Origin of the sequence: Mesotoga sp. Brook.08.YT.4.2.5.2., from assembly GCF_003351125.1 — a bacterium.
GTDB lineage: Bacteria > Thermotogota > Thermotogae > Petrotogales > Kosmotogaceae > Mesotoga.
Genome location: NZ_JPGZ01000031.1, coordinates 20,025 through 36,894 on the forward strand (window position 1 = coordinate 20,025; position 16,870 = coordinate 36,894).

The window sequence follows — 16,870 nt, forward strand, 5'->3', positions numbered from 1 at the left end:
TTTTATGAGCAGAGGGAGATTCGTATTAATGCTCCATGCGCATTTGCCGTTTATCAACCACCCTGACTTCCCGAGCTTCATGGAAGAGAGATGGCTGTTCGAGGCCATTACAGAGACATATATACCTCTCTTACAGGCTTTCAGAAGGCTGAGGAGTGACGGAGTGAATTTTAAAGTGACGATGAGCATAACTCCGCCTCTGATGGAAATGCTTGCTAATAACGACCTGCAGAAGAAGTATCTCAATTATCTTGGATCATCGATTGAGCTTGCAGGAATAGAGATTTCGAGAACCTCTGCAGAACACCCGGCCGCCAACAGGCTGGCTACGCATTATCTTCATGAACTGGAAGACATTAGGAAAGTCTATGAAGAATGCAACTGCAATCTGGTTGGAGAATTCTCAGGGTTCCAGGATAGCGGAGAATTGGAGATTGTAACATGTAACGCTACTCATGGTTTTCTACCTCTGATGACCAATTTCCCTGAGGCGATAAATGCTCAAATAAGCATCGGAGTTGACTCCTATAGGAGACATGTTGGGAAGGACCCCAGAGGAATCTGGCTGGCCGAGTGTGGTTATGTCCCAGGCTTCGATTCGTATTTGCGCGAACACGGACTTTCTTTCTTCTTTGTTGACTCTCACAGCCTTTGGTACGGAGATCCGGCACCGAGATACGGAGTATACAGACCGGTAGTTACACCAGAGAATGTTTTTGTGTTCGCAAGAGATCCCGAATCAAGTCAACAGGTATGGAGTGCCGAAGTTGGTTATCCCGGTGATTCAAGGTATAGAGAGTTTTATAGAGACGTGGGCTTCGACAGGGAAGAGGACTATATTAGGCCCTACATAGATCCGAGTGGAGAGCGGTGCAACACTGGAATAAAGTATTATAAGATAACTGGTAAAGATGTACCCCTCAACGAAAAGAGCTATTATGACTTGGACGATGCCCGAAGAGCTACTGTAGAACACGCAAAGGATTTCGCAAACAGAAAGAGAGAACAGGTTAGGAGGTTATTCAGTCAGTTTGACGGAGAAGAACCTGTAATCGTTGCTCCTTTCGATGCAGAGTTGTTCGGTCACTGGTGGTATGAAGGCCCTCTGTTCATTGAGGAGCTTTTCAGAGAACTTAACGGAGATGACATTGTTGTTCCTTCAACTCCTTCAGAAGTTATCAACTCAATGGATCAGGCACAGGTAGTCACTCCCAATACCTCTACCTGGGGAGCCAACGGATACAACGAAGTTTGGCTGAATGGTAGAAACGACTGGATATATAGGCATCTGGACGAAGGCTCCAGGAGAATGATTGAACTCGCAAGGAAGTTTGAAAGAACAGACGACGCACTTAGAATCAGGGCGCTAAATCAGATGGCTAGAGAGCTTCTTCTTGCTCAGTCAAGCGACTGGGCATTCATCATAACAACTAACACGACAGTGGAATACGCTGTTAACAGAACCAAGACTCATATTGACAGGCTGCTGAGGCTCTATGGAGAAATCGAGAGTAATTCGATAGATGAAAGCAGACTGAAGACCCTGGAATGGATTGACTCAATATTTCCGCACATTGACTTCAGGGTCTACGCTAAGCAGGTCGGTTAGTTAAATCCATCATTTTTCTTGACGTTGCGCCGATTACAAGAGCAAACTTACTATGGTATAATTCGTGAAGCCGGGGGAGGCATGAACCTCCCCCTCTTGGTTGTAGAGTATTTGGTGCTTGGAGGGAGTTGAAAAGTAAATGCCAAAGAAGAAATCCAGAGGAAATCCTAATTTCATGAAATCTATTCAACGGCCTGTCGTTTGGGCAGTAGCTGTACTCTTTGGAGTTGGAATTATTTGGTGGTCCGTTGCCCAGTATATTGGAGGCGGCTCTCAAGGAAATCAACAGAACACAGGAGCTACGGTCAATTTCAGCGAAACCGTTGGAGGGCTCACAAAGGACGGCACACCTCTTTCTGATCCAAATTACTGGATTACCTATTCAGAGTACGAAACATCGGTACGCGACACACTAACGAACCTGAGAAGCCAGGGGTATACCCTAGATCCGTATTTTGAGATGGAAAACTATCCCAGTGAAATGGGAATTAGATACGACATATTCATGTCATTGATCGATCAGAAGACACTGCTTCTCTATGCAACAGAGAATGAAGTCCTTCCGACGACTGCACAGGTCGAGTCTGAGACAAAGAGGATAGTTGATCAGTATGTTGCAGATGAAGAAACCAGATCCGCAATAATTTACCAGTACGGTTCTGTCGATGCCTTTTCAGCGCTCATCAAAGACTATGTGGCAACGCAGTTGCTAACTGTGAATGTCGCAAACAAGGCGATTCCAGACATGAATAGTCGCTTCCAGACTTTTGTTGAAGAGAATCTAGAAGGTTTGAAGTTCGATTATGAGAGGGTAGATGCAGACCATATCCTTGTTTCTGATGAAGCGAGCGCAGTCGAAATAAAGGCGATGATTGAGAATGGTGAGGTCTCATTTGCCGAAGCCGCTACTAGGTATTCGATAGACACAGGTACTGCAGCCAGTGGCGGTGCCCTTGGGCAGTTCAGAAGAGGAGAGATGGTTCCTGAATTCGAAGACGCTTCTTTTGACGCAACTCCCGGCGTTTTGGTCGGCCCTGTCGAGTCACAATTCGGGTACCACCTTATACTTGTAAACAACAAGTCTACATTCGACAGCTTCGAGGAATTCGTTAACACTCCCTCTTATCAGACTGAAATGAATCAGTTTGAGAACGCTGAATTCGACAAATGGATCGCAGAATACAGAGTGGAGAATAATCTATCGCATATGATAAACGATCCCGATCTTGAGATGTATTCCAAGTATGATGAAGCAAGAAGAGACAGACAGGCGGCCAAGAGATTTCTGGAAGAACTCGAAAGCGACTATTTTGACGAATCCGGAAATGTCCTCATAGGCGAATCGTACCTTCCGGTTGTCTTCTATACGCAGTTAGTTGAGGACGAGGTAACCAACCTCAGATATCAGGTGTTCGATTTGGAAGATCTAGAGGATCTCTTGTTGGCTCTTCCAGCAACCGCAACATCGATGTCGATCGAGGATATTAACGATCAGCTTGAAACAATTCCGGCAACAAACACTGAATTGAGAAGTGTTCTTTCTGAAGCTAAAAGGGCCCGAGAATACATGACAGAATTCGGTGTTGAGAGTTTGGAAGAAGTTCAGGAGATGCTGGCAGATAAGCGGAAAGTCTATGACGAAACGAACTCCCGTTTCGAGAGCTCTGTTAGATACCTCTATTCTGTAATGCCCAACTCAACAAAAGTCGTAAACTATATGTACCAGATAGACGGCAACAATCCAGAAGTCGCATACATGTACAACGAGAACTCCTACAACTTGAACGTGAGGCCTCTGCTGGAGAACTCCGCCTTGCTGGATAGCTATCTTCAATACTACAGTCAGTACTTTGGAGCGCAGGCTAGATCTCTCTTGATTGACTCTCCTATTCAGAGCATAGAAGGAGATCTGAATCGAAAGGTAATTAACTCTACAGAAGCCGCGACGGATCTGAAGATTAGTGCGCTTTATCTGCTTGTTGACATCTATGAGAAGATGGCAAATCTGGAGCAAAACGAACCGCTAATGGAGATCTACCTTATGGCTGAAAAGCATTACCTGGAGAAGCTTCTGGAATTTAATCCGGAAGACGAGACTATCAGGGGTCTAATTGAGAGTATCGAATTCTATATCTCAGAACTGAACGCTAGCCAAACGATCGATGCAACCGAGACGGCTGACTCAACGGAGTTCGAAACCTCTAGCGACATGGACCTTGACACCGAAGTTACTTCAGGAGAATTGAGTGTTCCATTTGAAATCGAGGCACCTTCACAAATAGGAGATGTCGATCTGGACGTAACTCTTGATAGTGAAGGACCGAACGAGACAAATAACTAGTCATAAGAAAGGGTGGCGATAGCCACCCTTTTCTGGCTGGGGCGGCAGGATTCGAACCTACGGATGTCAGAGCCAAAATCTGATGCCTTACCAACTTGGCTACGCCCCACAGCAAATAGATTCTAACATCGACTATTTGTGGTGTCAATGATTTGGAGTGATTCTATGGCTAACCACGAGATTTTCGTAAAGGAATTGAATAAGAAGATTCCAGTTACCAAAGAGACTACTTTCTATGAACTTTCCAAAATGTGTGACGGCTTCCACAGAGCTCCCATCATGGCCGCAAAATCAGGCAATGCTTTGATAGAGCTTTGCAGAAAGGTAAACGAAGAACAGGAAGTAGAGTTCGTAGATCTGTCTTCTCTAGACGGGTTAAGAATCTATACAAGGGGAACTCTCTTCATTCTCTTCATAGCAATCAGAGAGCTCTTTGGAGCTGTGCAACTAAATGTTCATCACTCAAGAGGCCCTGGCCTTGTCTGTGATATTGAGGGTGTAGAGCCTACTTCGGATAATCTGAAGACAATTGAAAATAAGATGAGACAGCTTGTTGAAGAGGACCACGTCTTCGAAAAGGGAACGTTGGGCAAATTCGAGGCCATTAGGATGTTCAACGAAGATGGGCAGAGAGACAAGGCTCTTCTGTTCAAATACCGAAAGAAGTCAACTGTGAACATTTACAGATGCAAGGGATACCTGAATTACTTCTATGGATATATGCCCTTTTCGACAGGTGCGGTTAAGAACTTCGCGCTAATTCCGTATGGAGAATACTTCATTCTGAACCTCCCCAATACTGAAGAGCCAGACAGACTACCAGTATTTGTTGATCAGCCAAAGATCTCAACAGTCTTTCTGGAGCACGAGAAATGGGGGAAGATTCTTGGTGTTAAGACCGTGGGCGAGCTGAACGAAATAATAAGCAAAGGTCCAAAGGAGATAAGAGAGATAATCAATATTGCGGAATCTCTCCATGAAAAGAAGATCGCTGCGATTGCAGATCTCATAGCCGCACACAAAGAGCCTAGTCTTATCCTTATAGCCGGCCCTTCAAGCTCGGGCAAGACTACCTTTTCTCAGAGGCTGATGCTGCATCTAAAAGTACTGGGAATGAAACCTGTACAGATATCTATTGACGACTACTTCGTTGATAGAGAGAAGACTCCGAGAGATGAAAACGGAAACTATGATTTCGAATCGATTTATGCTCTCAACATAGAGCTATTTAACGAACAGATTTCACAGCTGCTTGACGGAAAAGAAGTCTTGCTTCCAAAGTTTGACTTCATTCTTGGAAAGAGCGGATTTCATGACAAACCTATCAGGATCTCTGAGGGTCAGCCTGTCATAATCGAGGGAATTCACGGCCTAAATGAGCTGCTCAGCAGTTCCGTACCTCACGAGAGAAAGTTCAAAATATACGTCAGCGCTCTGACGCAGATGAATCTCGATAACCTGAACAGAATACCTACTACTGATGTCAGATTATTGCGTAGAATCGTGCGTGACAATCGATTCAGAGGGCACTCGGCGCTCGATACAATAAGAATGTGGTCAAGCGTTAGGAGAGGAGAAGACAAGTATATCTTTCCCTTCCAGGAAGAGGCGGATGTGATGTTCAATTCTGCAATTGTATACGATTTGGCAGCATTGAAAGCATTCGCAGAACCTTTGCTAGTTCAGATAGACGATTCGGTACCAGAGTATCTTGAAGCTAAGAGGCTTCTGAGGTTCATAGATTACGTGCTCCCCATGACGAATCTGGAGGATATTCCGAGAACCTCCATTATAAAGGAGTTCATAGGCGGCAGTGTATTCGGTTCCTAAGAGGTGAAGGCATGCACGGAGTTGATGAAGAGACCAGGAAAGCGGTCTTGAATAGGTTGAAGAGGATCGAAGGCCAGATCAGAGGCCTGCAGAAAATGGTTGAAAACGACAGGGTTTGTGGAGACATTCTTACTCAGGTCTCTGCAGTGAACTCGGCTCTTTCAAGAGTATCGGAGATGATTGTCAAAGGCTACGCAAGAAAGTGCGTTGTCGAAGCCAGTGAATCTGGCCAAATCGAAGAACTCGATAGCCTGATTGAGAACATAATAAAACTCAGAGGAGTCTAGATGATTGAATACGGTGACAAAGTACTGATCCTGCTTGAAGATGAAGAAACAAAGTACTTCTCTGAGGTCGAGAAAGGGACAGTTCTCAAGACTCACTATGGAAACCTAATGATTGATTCAATTGTAGGCAAGGAGTTCGGAGAGAGGATCAGTCTTGGTCTGAGAGATGCGTATTTGATAAAACCGTCTATCATCGACGGAATCTTTTCGTTGAGAAGATCAACTCAGATCGTTTACCCAAAGGATATTGCGTTCATTCTCTTAAACCTGGACATAAAACCGGGTGACGTTGTCTACGAAGCCGGAACGGGTACTGGTGTAATGACTTCAGTCTTCTCTCGTCAAGTAGGTGAGTCTGGCAGAGTCGTCACCTACGAGAAGAGATCAGACTTCTTAGAGAAGGCCAAGAAGAATGTCGGGCACCTTGGATTTGCAGAAAGGGTGAACTTCGTAGCGGGAGATATTGTAGAATGCAAAGACAGTAAGGTAGCCGATGCCTTCTTTCTTGATGTTCCCGAACCTTCTACTTCTCTTGAGACTTCGACAACTATCCTGAAGAGAAGCGGTAGGATCTGCGTTCTATGCCCTACAGCCAACCAGGTTCAAGAAACGATCGGGATTCTTAGGAATCTAGGAGTTATCGATGTTCAGGTATGGGAGATAATGGCAAGAAGCTATAAGACCAATCCCGAAAGGTTTAGGCCGGAAGACAGAATGGTCGGCCATACTACATACCTGGTGTTCGGTATAAAAGTAGAAGGGAGGAAGTTGCATGACTAAGAAGAAAGCCTTTAGGATAACGGCGTCGATCGCGGTTCTTATTGCGGTCTTCTTCCTGGGGGCATTTACAACTATGACGGACGATGAGATGTTCGAGAAGTTCAGTCCTGTGTTTCAGATACTTACATATATAGAACGAAACTACTACGACATTGACAAAGTAGATTATGACGATGTGCTCAACGAAACTTTAACAGGTACGATGCGTGGACTCGATGATCCATTTGCATGGTATTTTGATCCCGTTCAAACCAGGGAGAATGAGCTTGACACAAGCTCCAAGTATGGAGGTATTGGTTCTACTGTTCAGTACAACATTAAATTTGATTGTCTTGAAGTGGTGGCACCTATGGCCGGGAGCCCGTCAGAAAGAGTGGGCCTAAGACCCGGCGACTTGATTCTTACAATAGATGGAGTACCAATTTCCGATGTCGGCTATTACGGTGCCGTCAACATGCTCAGAGGAGACCCCGATACCCAAGTGGTTTTGGAGGTCTACAGAGAAACTCTCACTGAGCCTTTCTTCGTTGAAATTACCAGGGCATTCATTGAAATAAGGAGCGTAAAGAGTGAGTTGATAGATATTGAAGATATCGAAATCTCTTATATACACATTACGGGCTTCAACGCGCCAACCTACGATGAATTCCAGGATGCTCTAAACCTTAGCAGAAACAGCGAGGCCTACATAATCGATCTGCGAAACAACCCAGGCGGACTTCTGCAAAGTGTTCTGAACATCTCATCTCTCATTCTGCCCAAAGGCCAGAGAGTAATAACGATTAGGTACAGAGACGGTCAGGAAGAAATATACAACTCATGGGGATCCAGATACAATGCCTACTTCAAAGACAAACCAATCGTTTTGCTTGTTAATGAAGGAAGCGCATCGGCCTCAGAGATACTTACTGGAGCGTTGAAAGATCACGGACTGGCAACGGTTATCGGAACAAAGACCTTTGGGAAGGCGGCAGTTCAGACTGTTTTCAATCTTTCCAATGGAGGCGAAATATGGCTACCAACTGCTCATTATTTCACTCCAGATGGTAATGATATTCATCTTCAGGGTATAGAACCAGATATCATCGTTGAACCGGGTGATGATGTCCTTGAAGAGGACGGAAGCGAACTAACACTATCCAAAGCCACTATAGACATCGAACATGATCTTCAACTTTTAAAAGCAATCGAGATAATCCTCGAAAGTCTAGGAGTGAAGACCGTAAATTGAGAATCGCAAGTTTGCCAATCGCAATTTCGCTAATTGCCCTGATTTTCGGGCTTTTGGTGATATTGTATGTTAATCTGGAAGCTCTTCAGAATATCGGGAGACGGAGTGCCGCTCCCGACTTCTTTCTTAGAAACAAGTTTCTGCCGGTGCTTGAAGGTTTCAAGAATCATCTCGAAGCAGTTGAGGAGTTCAGCTCTGTACTTAAACAGCTAGAGAAGGAAAACGTAGGACCCTGGATAATGTCTACTGAAAACGGGATGAGAACGTTTGTCAGTCCATACTTTGAAACCTTCTCGAGATTGCAGACACTTTTTGTCATTGAAAGCGGAAAACAAGGTTCAAGAGAAAGAGAGACAATCGACTTTTTCGGTTCAGTTGTAACCAGGCTGGAGTTCATCGACTACGGAGCTTTCCGACTAAGTTATATCCCCGGCTACACAATCGTTATGGAATCAGACTTCAATTCATTGCAGGAAGAAGGGTTCGAATTCGCCAGAGTCCATTATATGCACTCTCTCAGTCCTGGAAGGTTCGTTTCAGATGTTTTCTCCGGCAGTGGACCCATTGTGGTTCTCAGAGAAGGCGCGACTATTAGCGAATCCTTCTTACAGACGGTCGAGAGATACTCGATACCATTTCTTCCGGTCAGATATTTTCTTATCAGGGACTGAACACTCAGCTTTGGTCGCTTAATATCGATCTCTGGCCATGCAAAAGTTGATATACTAGAGTTGCTTGTTCAATTTAGAAGAAATGACTGAGAGTGATTATTTGTTGCAGAGATTGAGTGAGTTCGTGGTAAGACACCGTGCAGCAGTAGTAGTGTTTTTCGTAATTCTTGGCGCATTTGGTGCATACCTTTCATTGAAACTGAATATTGATTCAGATCTGCTTAAGATTCTTCCACAGGACGATCCTGTCGTGAAGCAGTACAATCGCTTCATAAACGGAGACACTTCTGGCGACGTCACTTACATCGTTCTGCAAACACAAGACAAAACTGAAAAGGGAATAGAGAATCTTATTTCGGCTGCGAGAGGGATTTACGAAGGATCGAACGAATTCAGGAGTATCGAATCCTTTGTGAGGTTCGATCTAATGTCTGATCTCGGGCCTCTGGGCCTCCTAATGGTCGATCCAGGACAACTCTCCTCAATCAGAAATCGAGATCAGGATCTTTCAAGGACCGTCCAAAGACTCGTCAACTACGATTTCTCTGCTATTCGAAGCCTTGGACAGATGTTGCTCGGTTTTGAGGACCTCAAAGGACTAGTTGCAAACGAACCGGAAGGAGAAGACTTCTTCAGCTTCATAAGACTTCCAGAATCAATTCCTGTTAACGACCCGATGGTTTTGGTTATGGGTATCAGGCTCGATGGGCCTTCTTCCGATGTATCATACGTGAAAAGAGTGATTCCAGCACTAAGAGAGTGGCTTGATGGTGTTTGCGGAGTTCACGGAGTAACTTATGGAATGGCAGGAGATCACTTCGGAACTTACGACTCGCACAGGCAAGTAAGTGATGATTTCATGCTGACAACAGTGCTGTCGCTTGCAGGAATCTCTCTTCTCTTCTTCATTGCCTATTCAAGCTGGAAGGTTACCCTTTGCGTTTTCTCTTCACTGGCTATTTCGATGTTCATCACTCTCGGCCTTGCTTACGTAATCTTCGGCTCTCTAAACATCATCACTACCTTCGTCACCGCCATAACGCTTGGACTGGGAATCGACTATGGAATACATATGATAACCAGACTTTCGGATGGTGCAAACAGAGAGAAGAACCCGGTAACTCTATTGTACAGCTCCTATAAAGCTCTTATAAAGCCTCTTTCGGCAAGCATGATAACGACAGCTCTTGTCTTCATGATCCTTGCAGTAATCAGCTCCCCGGCCATTAGAGAACTGGGGATTCTCTCTGCAATCGGTATTGTTGTCTTCTTTATCGTAATGACAGTCTATCTCCCGGCAATTTCGATCATGACCGTAATAAATCCTGAAAAGAAGGCAAACATTCACCTGCTCGACAGATTTTTCCTGAGAATCTCGAAGGTAATCTTGAAATTCGGCGTCGTTTTCGGAGGAGTTGTCTTCATGCTTATCCTGATGCTCAGTTATCTTGGTTTGAACAATATTAGAAGCTTTTCCTATACTCCTCCCGGATTGATGTCAACCGACTCAGAACAGATCGCAGTTCCCAGCCTAATTGAAAGAACCTTCGGGGGAAGCATTATAAACACAGTGCCATTTATACTTCCAGATATAGATTCTCTAAGAAGGGCGCATGAGGAAATCGATCAGAATCCGAATTTCAAGAGCTCCTTCTCAATACTTTCTGTTATCGAAGGAGGAGAGGGAGATTACATTAATCAGATGCAGCAAGTTACCAGGGAAATCAATGCGCTGAGAGACTCTCCGTTAATTGAGGCCGTTTTCAAGAAAGCAAATTACTATGACTTCGTTGTAGAACTCCTTGACAGAGCGGAATCCATTGAAGGCTCGAATGATCTTATTGACCTTGCTACCGAGGTCATACCGGAAAGCCTGAGAGATCAGCTTCTCTACGAGGCTGCCAATGGTGAGACGTATTTTGTTATGAACTCAGAACCATTATCGATGATCTATAGAAACAACGTCATAAAGATTATTTACGACAGTCTCAGTCCTGAACTCAGAGCTTCTTTCGGAGGGTATCCCAAAGTCTTCCATTACCTGATGGACCTTGTGAGAATCATCTCCCTTCCAATATGTCTGGTTGCCTTCGTAGCAATCTTTGTCGTCGTTTCTATCGAAAGAAAGTCCATCATAGACGGACTCAAAACATTAGTTCTAATGGTCGGAATTTTGATGTCGATGTTTGGTTTAATGGAATTGATGGGAATTGAGACGACTTTTGTAACTGTAATCTCTGCCCCGCTGATAATTGGAATTGGTGTGGACTCACTTGTTTACGTTATACATAGTTCTAGGGAGAAGAAGAACACAGAGCTGGCCAGAACCCTAAAATCAATAACCATGTCTTCGGCAACGACTATGCTAACCTTCTTCTCATTCATTTTTGCAAGGGGAAAACTCCTGAGCACATTCGGTGTAAGCCTCGGATTTGGGGTTCTTGTCGCACTTGTTGTTGCAACCTTTCTAGTTCCTGTGCTACCATGGAACAGCAAAAAAAAGATCGGAGGTTGAGATATGCCATTACATCTTCTGGTGGCTTACTATGTAGTTGATCATGCATTTGTAAATAATCGAAAGCTTGCAAAGATGGATGATAAGAAGTTCTGGATGCATTTCATTTGGGTCGTTCTGATCTTTCTTGCCTTCACTTTCGACGTCTTTCTATCAAGCCCTCTTGGAATACTTTTACTGATACTTTCTGTCGGCCTGACAGTCACTGTTGACATGGGCCGCAAGAGGTTGCCAAACCTCTTGATCGAAGTCATTGCGTTTTTCCTGCTGCTTTTTTTCACCTTACTGGGAAGAAGCTTCCTCGTAGAATCATTTGTCACTGTTGAGTTTTCCTGGTATCTCATGGGAATGCTTCTGGTAACCGTGGGTGTCACTTACTTTCTTCGAGGGGCCATAGTGCCGGAAGAGGCTACCGACTCAATCGGAATCGCTGAGAGAATGTCTATATTTATCTTCATTCTTGCAAATCACTGGACTTGGGTCATTATCTCGGTTGCTGCCGGGCTTGCTTTCCGGGCAGTCTTTTCAAGGGACTCCAAGAAAGAATGGATAATTAGCCCGCTTGCAGGAATTGTAATATCCTTTCTCTGGCAACTCTTTATGAGGAGATTTCTCGGTTGACCTATGCAATCGGTGACATACACGGTTGCCTTTCACCGCTCAAAAGACTTATAAAGGCGATCGATCTCAAAGCTGACGACACTCTTGTTTTCATTGGTGATTATGTGGACCGTGGACCGAACCCCAGGGGAGTCATCGATTTTCTGATATCACTTTCCGTAAACCATGACTGTCATTTCATTCGAGGTAACCACGAGCAGATGTTCCTTGATTATCTGAGAGGCGCCGAAGGATCTACGATCTGGGCTTATAACGGGATGGAAACAACAATCAGAAGTTATGGGAGTATTAGATCTGTTCCAGAATACCATATTGAGTTTCTCAACGAGACTGTTCTTCACTACGAAGAGAACAACTTCATTTTCGTTCATGCCGGGGTACGGCCGGGAATCTCCTTGAAGAAGCAGAATTCAAAGGATCTTCTGTGGATCCGAGAACCATTTCTGGAGACGCCAAACCCTATCAGGAACCGTACGGTTGTGTTTGGTCATACACCCTTAATTAGCGGCCCTCTAATTCAAGAAGGAAAGATCGGTATAGACACTGGCTGTGTTTATGGAGGCTATTTGACGGCTTACAGAGTCGACGACAACTTCTACTTATCTGAGCGACTCTGATTCTCCCAACATATAAAAAGAGCGGAAGACAATTCTTCCGCTCCGTGAATCTGACAGCAGATATATCAGGGATAGATTCCTCTGAGTTTTGTGGCGTGAGCAACCTTCTCTATAGAGTCAACATATGCGGCAGTTCTCATATCGATGTTGTACCTGTTCATTGTCGATGCTACGGAAGCGAAAGCCTCTCTCATTATCTTTTGGAGAGCTCTTCTTACGTCCTCCACATCCCAGAAATAATGCTGTAGTCCCTGTACCCATTCGAAATATGAGACTGTGACTCCTCCGGCATTTGCCAGGAAGTCGGGAACAACGAAGATCTTGTTTCCAAGAACTATGTCTTCCGCTTCCGGTGTCATAGGACCGTTTGCGCCCTCGACGATTATTCTTGCCTTTATGTTCTTTGCATTCTTCTCAGTAATCGCATTCTCAAGAGCTGCTGGAACGAGGATATCCACATCGAGTCCGAGCAGGTCTTCGTTACTGATCTTCTGTCCCTTCGGGTAGCCCTCGATCACTCCGTTGTTCTGATCCCTGTATGCGATCAGATCATCAATGTCGAAACCCTCAGGATTATAAAGTCCACCAGAAACATCACTCACACCGATGACTTTTGAACCCATCTCTTCATCTATTAGCTTCGCCGCAAACGATCCTACGTTTCCGAATCCCTGAACGGCCACCTTCGCCTGCTTTGGATCCATGTCTTTGTACTTTAGAGCCTCTTCGGCAACCACTCTTACTCCGCGACCCGTTGCTTCCGTTCTTCCCTTAGAACCACCTATTTCCAGAGGCTTGCCTGTAACGATTCCGAGAACTGAATGACCAATGTTCATGGAGTATGTGTCCATGTACCAGGCCATTATCTGAGCGTTAGTATTTACGTCTGGCGCAGGAATGTCTTCTCCTTCACCTATTATGATCTGAATCTCTGAGAAGAATCTCCTTGAAAGTCTTTCAATCTCGTTGATTGAAAGCTCTTGAGGGTTCACACAAACTCCGCCCTTTCCACCTCCGTACGGGATACCAACTACCGCGCATTTCCATGTCATCCAGAAAGCCAGTGCCTTCACTTCATCGAGAGTAACGTTCTGATGGTACCTGATTCCTCCCTTTGCCGGACCTCTGGCTACATTGTGCTGTACCCTGTGCCCAGTGAAGACCTTGATTTCCCCGTTATCCATTCTTACGGGGAAATTCACAGTTAGCTCTCTTTTCGGAAAAGACAAGACCTGCCTCATGCTCTGGCTAAGATCCATGACATCGGCAGCTTTATTGAACTGCTTAAGTGCATTTTGGAACAGACTTGTTTCGGCCACGAGAATACCTCCTCCATATTGGTGTTCTTCATTAGAATTCTATGATCATAATGAATACTTCTCAAATCGATGTACGGGCGAATGGCACCGTCTACAGCTAATTAACGTACTCTAAGTAGCCTTTTCTGTACCAGTTTCCATTATGCTAATTACCAATAAAAAAGGCGAGGAAAACCTCGCGCTGGTACCCCCAGAAGGAATCGAACCTTCATCTGCGGATTAGGAATCCGCTGTTCTATCCGTTGAACTATAGGGGCACATCGTGGAAATTATAGCATCATGGTTCCGGCTTTTCAATGACGCGACTTTTTGAGTAGATTTAATTATCATACATTACGTGACGTTCTGTTAAAATTGATTGGACAGACTTCTTAGAGCCTGCTTCAACAGTTCTTTGAAACCTGTGTTTGCAGCTGTTCTGGTTGTCTGAAAAGTTTTGTACACAGCTTGCCGCATATGAGAATTATGAGAGGTGAATATTGTTGAAAAGAGTTGTAGCTCTTGAATCTACAGTTATAGCTCACGGCCTTCCACAAGGTATTAACTTCGAAACTGCTCTGAACATGGAGCGGGCAGTCAAAGAAAATGGCGGAATACCAAAAACCATAGGAATTCTAGACGGAAGAATTATCGTGGGTGTAAACGAGGAAGAGATGAGAAGACTTGGAACGGGTCGAAATGTCCTCAAGGTTGGTACTGCAGAGATATCCTACGCAACAGCGATGAAGAGAGATGCAGCAACGACCGTCAGCGCTACAATGGCTATTGCAAAGTTGAATGGAATCTCTGTATTCGCTACGGGGGGAATCGGAGGAGTTCACAGAGGAGTAGATTGGGATGTCTCTCAAGACATCATAGAGCTTTCGAGAACTAGAATGATCGTAATATCGGCAGGCGTGAAGAGCATTCTTGACGTACCAAAGACCCTGGAGTTTCTTGAAACCTTCGGAGTAACAATCGTTGGTTACAAGACCGATTGTTTCCCGTTCTTCCACTGCTCAAAAAGCCCTTACAAAATCAATCTAACCATAGACTCCCCAAAAGAGGCAGTGATGATTCTGAAAGAAAAAGAAAGGCTTGGAATAGAGGGCGGACTGCTAGTAGCTAATCCTATTCCCGAAATGGACTCTATGGACTACGATGAATTGAGCGCTCTCATTGAATCCGCTCTAAAAGCAGCCGTAGAAGAAGGGATCTCGGGGAAGACTCTCACTCCATATCTGCTCGGCAAACTCGCGCTGCTGTCAGGAGGGAAGACACTTGATGCAAACATTTCCCTACTGATAAACAATGCCGCGCTCGGTGGTCTTATAGCCGCTAACTCGGGAGAAGAACTATGAACGGTTACTCCTTGAAAGGCGGATTTGTCTATTTGGAAGAGACCGGAGCTTATTCTTGCAAGGACCTCTACATTGACTCAGGAGAATTCTCTGCAGATACTCCTTATGGTGCTCAAGAGATAGATATTTCAGGCAAATTCGTTTACCCTGGATTTGTCGACTCGCATGCACACCTCATTGGAACGGGAAGAAAGTCTCTGGAGGTTGATCTAGAGGGCTGCAGCTCTATCGAATCGCTTGCCGATAGGTTGAGCGTTGATCGAAGGATAGTAAGAGCTAGAGGCTGGGATCAGGAAGTGTTAGGGTTTATGCCCGTGAGAGGAAAGCTTGATCTCATCACTTCAGAACCAACGATTATTACCAGAAGGTGCGGACATATCGCCTGCGTAAACTCGTCCCTGATAAAGCTATTAGACCTTGAAAGACTTCACGGTCTTGATGGTTCGGACATCGATCTTGGAATACTCAAGGAGAGAGCTCTAGAGGAGATGGACCGGATAGCAAAACTCTCTCCTGCTGAAGTCAGAGAAGCGATTGAAGCGGGAACAAGGTCCTTTTTGAAATATGGAGTGACTTCGGTACACAGTGACGATTATCACGGCATAGATTATGAACTCCTTATGGAGGCTCTCTCGAGCGCGAACAAAATGAGAGTCTACGAAAAGCTCTGCATCTCCAGAAAAGAAGATCTGGAATTGATCAAACATGGCAGGCAATTCGAAACTGATTTCTTCCGACTGAGAGCTGCAAAGATGTATCTTGACGGGTCGCTCGGAGCAAGAACGGCGGCGATGATTGAGCCTTACCACGATTCTCCGACCGAAACCGGCGTCCTATATATGACTGCCGATGATCTTAGGCCGATCGTGAGGAGAGCAGACAGAGAAGGAATTCAGGTCTGCGTACATGTTATAGGAGATCGGTCACTGGAAGAGGCCCTCTTGGCTTTTGAAGGATCGAACAGTGAAACTCTCAAGCATAGACTAATTCACGTTCAGATCGCGTCTGAGGACCAGATAAGAAGGATTGCCGGCCAGAGACTAACCGCATCGATTCAACCGGTTTTCGTTGACTCTGACAGCACAATTGCACCGGAGAGGTTCGGGCCGATCCGGATCAAAGATGCCTACCCGTTTGGAAAGATGAGAGATATGGGAGTAGTTGTTGCCTTCTCAACCGACTCACCGGTAGAGAGCACTTCGGTAGTCAAGAACCTCGTTTCGGCCGATAGATTCTTCTCCAGAAAGGACAGCATAGAGATGTATAGCAAAGCCGGACACACTCTAGCAAACAGTGTCAGATCCTTCGCGCTCAATCCAGGGGACCCAGCAGATTTCTTCGTAACCGGCTCAGATCTCTTAAAGACGAGAGAAGATACTTTCGCGGACATGACATTTGTTTCAGGAAGGTTAGTGCATACACTAGAATGAAATCAGTCTCGAACCGTAAACCGTAACTCGTATTGTACATAAATGCTTCATCTACTTTCTTTACGCTTCGTCACTTATATGTTAAATATAAGAAAACTATCTTGAAGAACACTGGCAAAACTGCTAAAATTAGTACAGAAAAAGGCGGCATAAGCCGCCGAGTCTGGTGGGCTCGGGTGGAGTCGAACCACCGACCGCCCGGTTATGAGCCGGAAGCTCTAACCAAACTGAGCTACGAGCCCAGACACAAAATTGATTATAATATTCCTCATGACTTGT

The 16,870-nt window shown here is 45.0% G+C and carries 13 protein-coding genes and 3 tRNA genes; 12 read left to right on the forward strand and 4 right to left on the reverse strand.

Translation table 11 applies throughout. The annotated features are described in order from the left end of the window. Positions 1 to 4 precede the first annotated feature (4 nt). Positions 5 to 1,609, forward strand: a complete 1,605-nt coding sequence (locus tag Q502_RS07935) for a glycoside hydrolase family 57 protein (protein WP_099829158.1) — start codon at positions 5 to 7, stop codon at positions 1,607 to 1,609. 139 nt (positions 1,610 to 1,748) lie between these two features. After that, the gene (locus Q502_RS07940; RefSeq protein WP_099829159.1) at positions 1,749 to 3,950 is read left to right on the forward strand and encodes a peptidylprolyl isomerase; all 2,202 of its coding nucleotides are present in this window, start codon (positions 1,749 to 1,751) and stop codon (positions 3,948 to 3,950) included. 33 nt (positions 3,951 to 3,983) lie between these two features. Here Q502_RS07940 and Q502_RS07945 read toward each other — a convergent pair. Then, positions 3,984 to 4,059: transfer RNA gene (locus Q502_RS07945), tRNA-Gln, on the reverse strand. Positions 4,060 to 4,115: 56 nt separating this feature from the next. Here Q502_RS07945 and Q502_RS07950 point away from each other — a divergent pair. From Q502_RS07950 to Q502_RS07985, 8 genes are all read left to right on the forward strand, one after another. After that, complete coding sequence (locus Q502_RS07950; RefSeq protein ID WP_099829160.1) at positions 4,116 to 5,780, forward strand: nucleoside kinase; 1,665 nt, start codon at positions 4,116 to 4,118, stop codon at positions 5,778 to 5,780. An 11-nt stretch (positions 5,781 to 5,791) separates the two neighbouring features. Continuing rightward, positions 5,792 to 6,067 (forward strand): metal-sensitive transcriptional regulator, encoded by a 276-nt coding sequence (locus Q502_RS07955; protein ID WP_099829161.1) that lies wholly within the window; start codon positions 5,792 to 5,794, stop codon positions 6,065 to 6,067. Continuing rightward, positions 6,068 to 6,847 (forward strand): tRNA (adenine-N1)-methyltransferase, encoded by a 780-nt coding sequence (locus Q502_RS07960; protein ID WP_099829162.1) that lies wholly within the window; start codon positions 6,068 to 6,070, stop codon positions 6,845 to 6,847. Further along, positions 6,840 to 8,078, forward strand: coding sequence for a S41 family peptidase (locus tag Q502_RS07965; RefSeq protein ID WP_099829163.1), 1,239 nt, complete (start codon positions 6,840 to 6,842; stop codon positions 8,076 to 8,078). Before Q502_RS07960 ends, Q502_RS07965 begins: the two co-directional genes overlap by 8 nt. Further along, entirely contained in the window at positions 8,075 to 8,749 is a 675-nt protein-coding gene (locus Q502_RS07970; protein WP_099829164.1) for a hypothetical protein, read from the forward strand. The genes Q502_RS07965 and Q502_RS07970 overlap by 4 nt, the downstream gene beginning before the upstream one ends. A gap of 100 nt (positions 8,750 to 8,849) precedes the next feature. Beyond that, the gene (locus tag Q502_RS07975) at positions 8,850 to 11,264 is read left to right on the forward strand and encodes an RND family transporter (RefSeq protein ID WP_258553711.1); all 2,415 of its coding nucleotides are present in this window, start codon (positions 8,850 to 8,852) and stop codon (positions 11,262 to 11,264) included. 3 nt (positions 11,265 to 11,267) lie between these two features. Continuing rightward, a complete protein-coding gene (locus Q502_RS07980; RefSeq protein ID WP_099829165.1) occupies positions 11,268 to 11,885 on the forward strand; it encodes a hypothetical protein in 618 nt (205 codons plus the stop codon). Then, positions 11,882 to 12,502 (forward strand): metallophosphoesterase family protein, encoded by a 621-nt coding sequence (locus Q502_RS07985; RefSeq protein ID WP_099829166.1) that lies wholly within the window; start codon positions 11,882 to 11,884, stop codon positions 12,500 to 12,502. The genes Q502_RS07980 and Q502_RS07985 overlap by 4 nt, the downstream gene beginning before the upstream one ends. Before the next feature lie 65 nt (positions 12,503 to 12,567). Here Q502_RS07985 and Q502_RS07990 read toward each other — a convergent pair whose 3' ends face one another. Next, positions 12,568 to 13,821, reverse strand: coding sequence for a Glu/Leu/Phe/Val dehydrogenase (locus Q502_RS07990; RefSeq protein WP_099829167.1), 1,254 nt, complete (start codon positions 13,819 to 13,821; stop codon positions 12,568 to 12,570). Positions 13,822 to 14,003: 182 nt separating this feature from the next. Further along, positions 14,004 to 14,078, reverse strand: a tRNA-Arg gene (locus Q502_RS07995). Positions 14,079 to 14,303: 225 nt separating this feature from the next. Between Q502_RS07995 and Q502_RS08000 the strand changes: the two genes are divergently transcribed. Beyond that, a complete protein-coding gene (locus tag Q502_RS08000) occupies positions 14,304 to 15,161 on the forward strand; it encodes a pseudouridine-5'-phosphate glycosidase (RefSeq protein WP_099829211.1) in 858 nt (285 codons plus the stop codon). Beyond that, positions 15,158 to 16,591, forward strand: a complete 1,434-nt coding sequence (locus tag Q502_RS08005) for an amidohydrolase (RefSeq protein ID WP_099829168.1) — start codon at positions 15,158 to 15,160, stop codon at positions 16,589 to 16,591. The genes Q502_RS08000 and Q502_RS08005 overlap by 4 nt, the downstream gene beginning before the upstream one ends. A gap of 164 nt (positions 16,592 to 16,755) precedes the next feature. Here Q502_RS08005 and Q502_RS08010 read toward each other — a convergent pair. After that, positions 16,756 to 16,833, reverse strand: a tRNA-Ile gene (locus tag Q502_RS08010). Between the last annotated feature and the right edge of the window lie 37 nt (positions 16,834 to 16,870).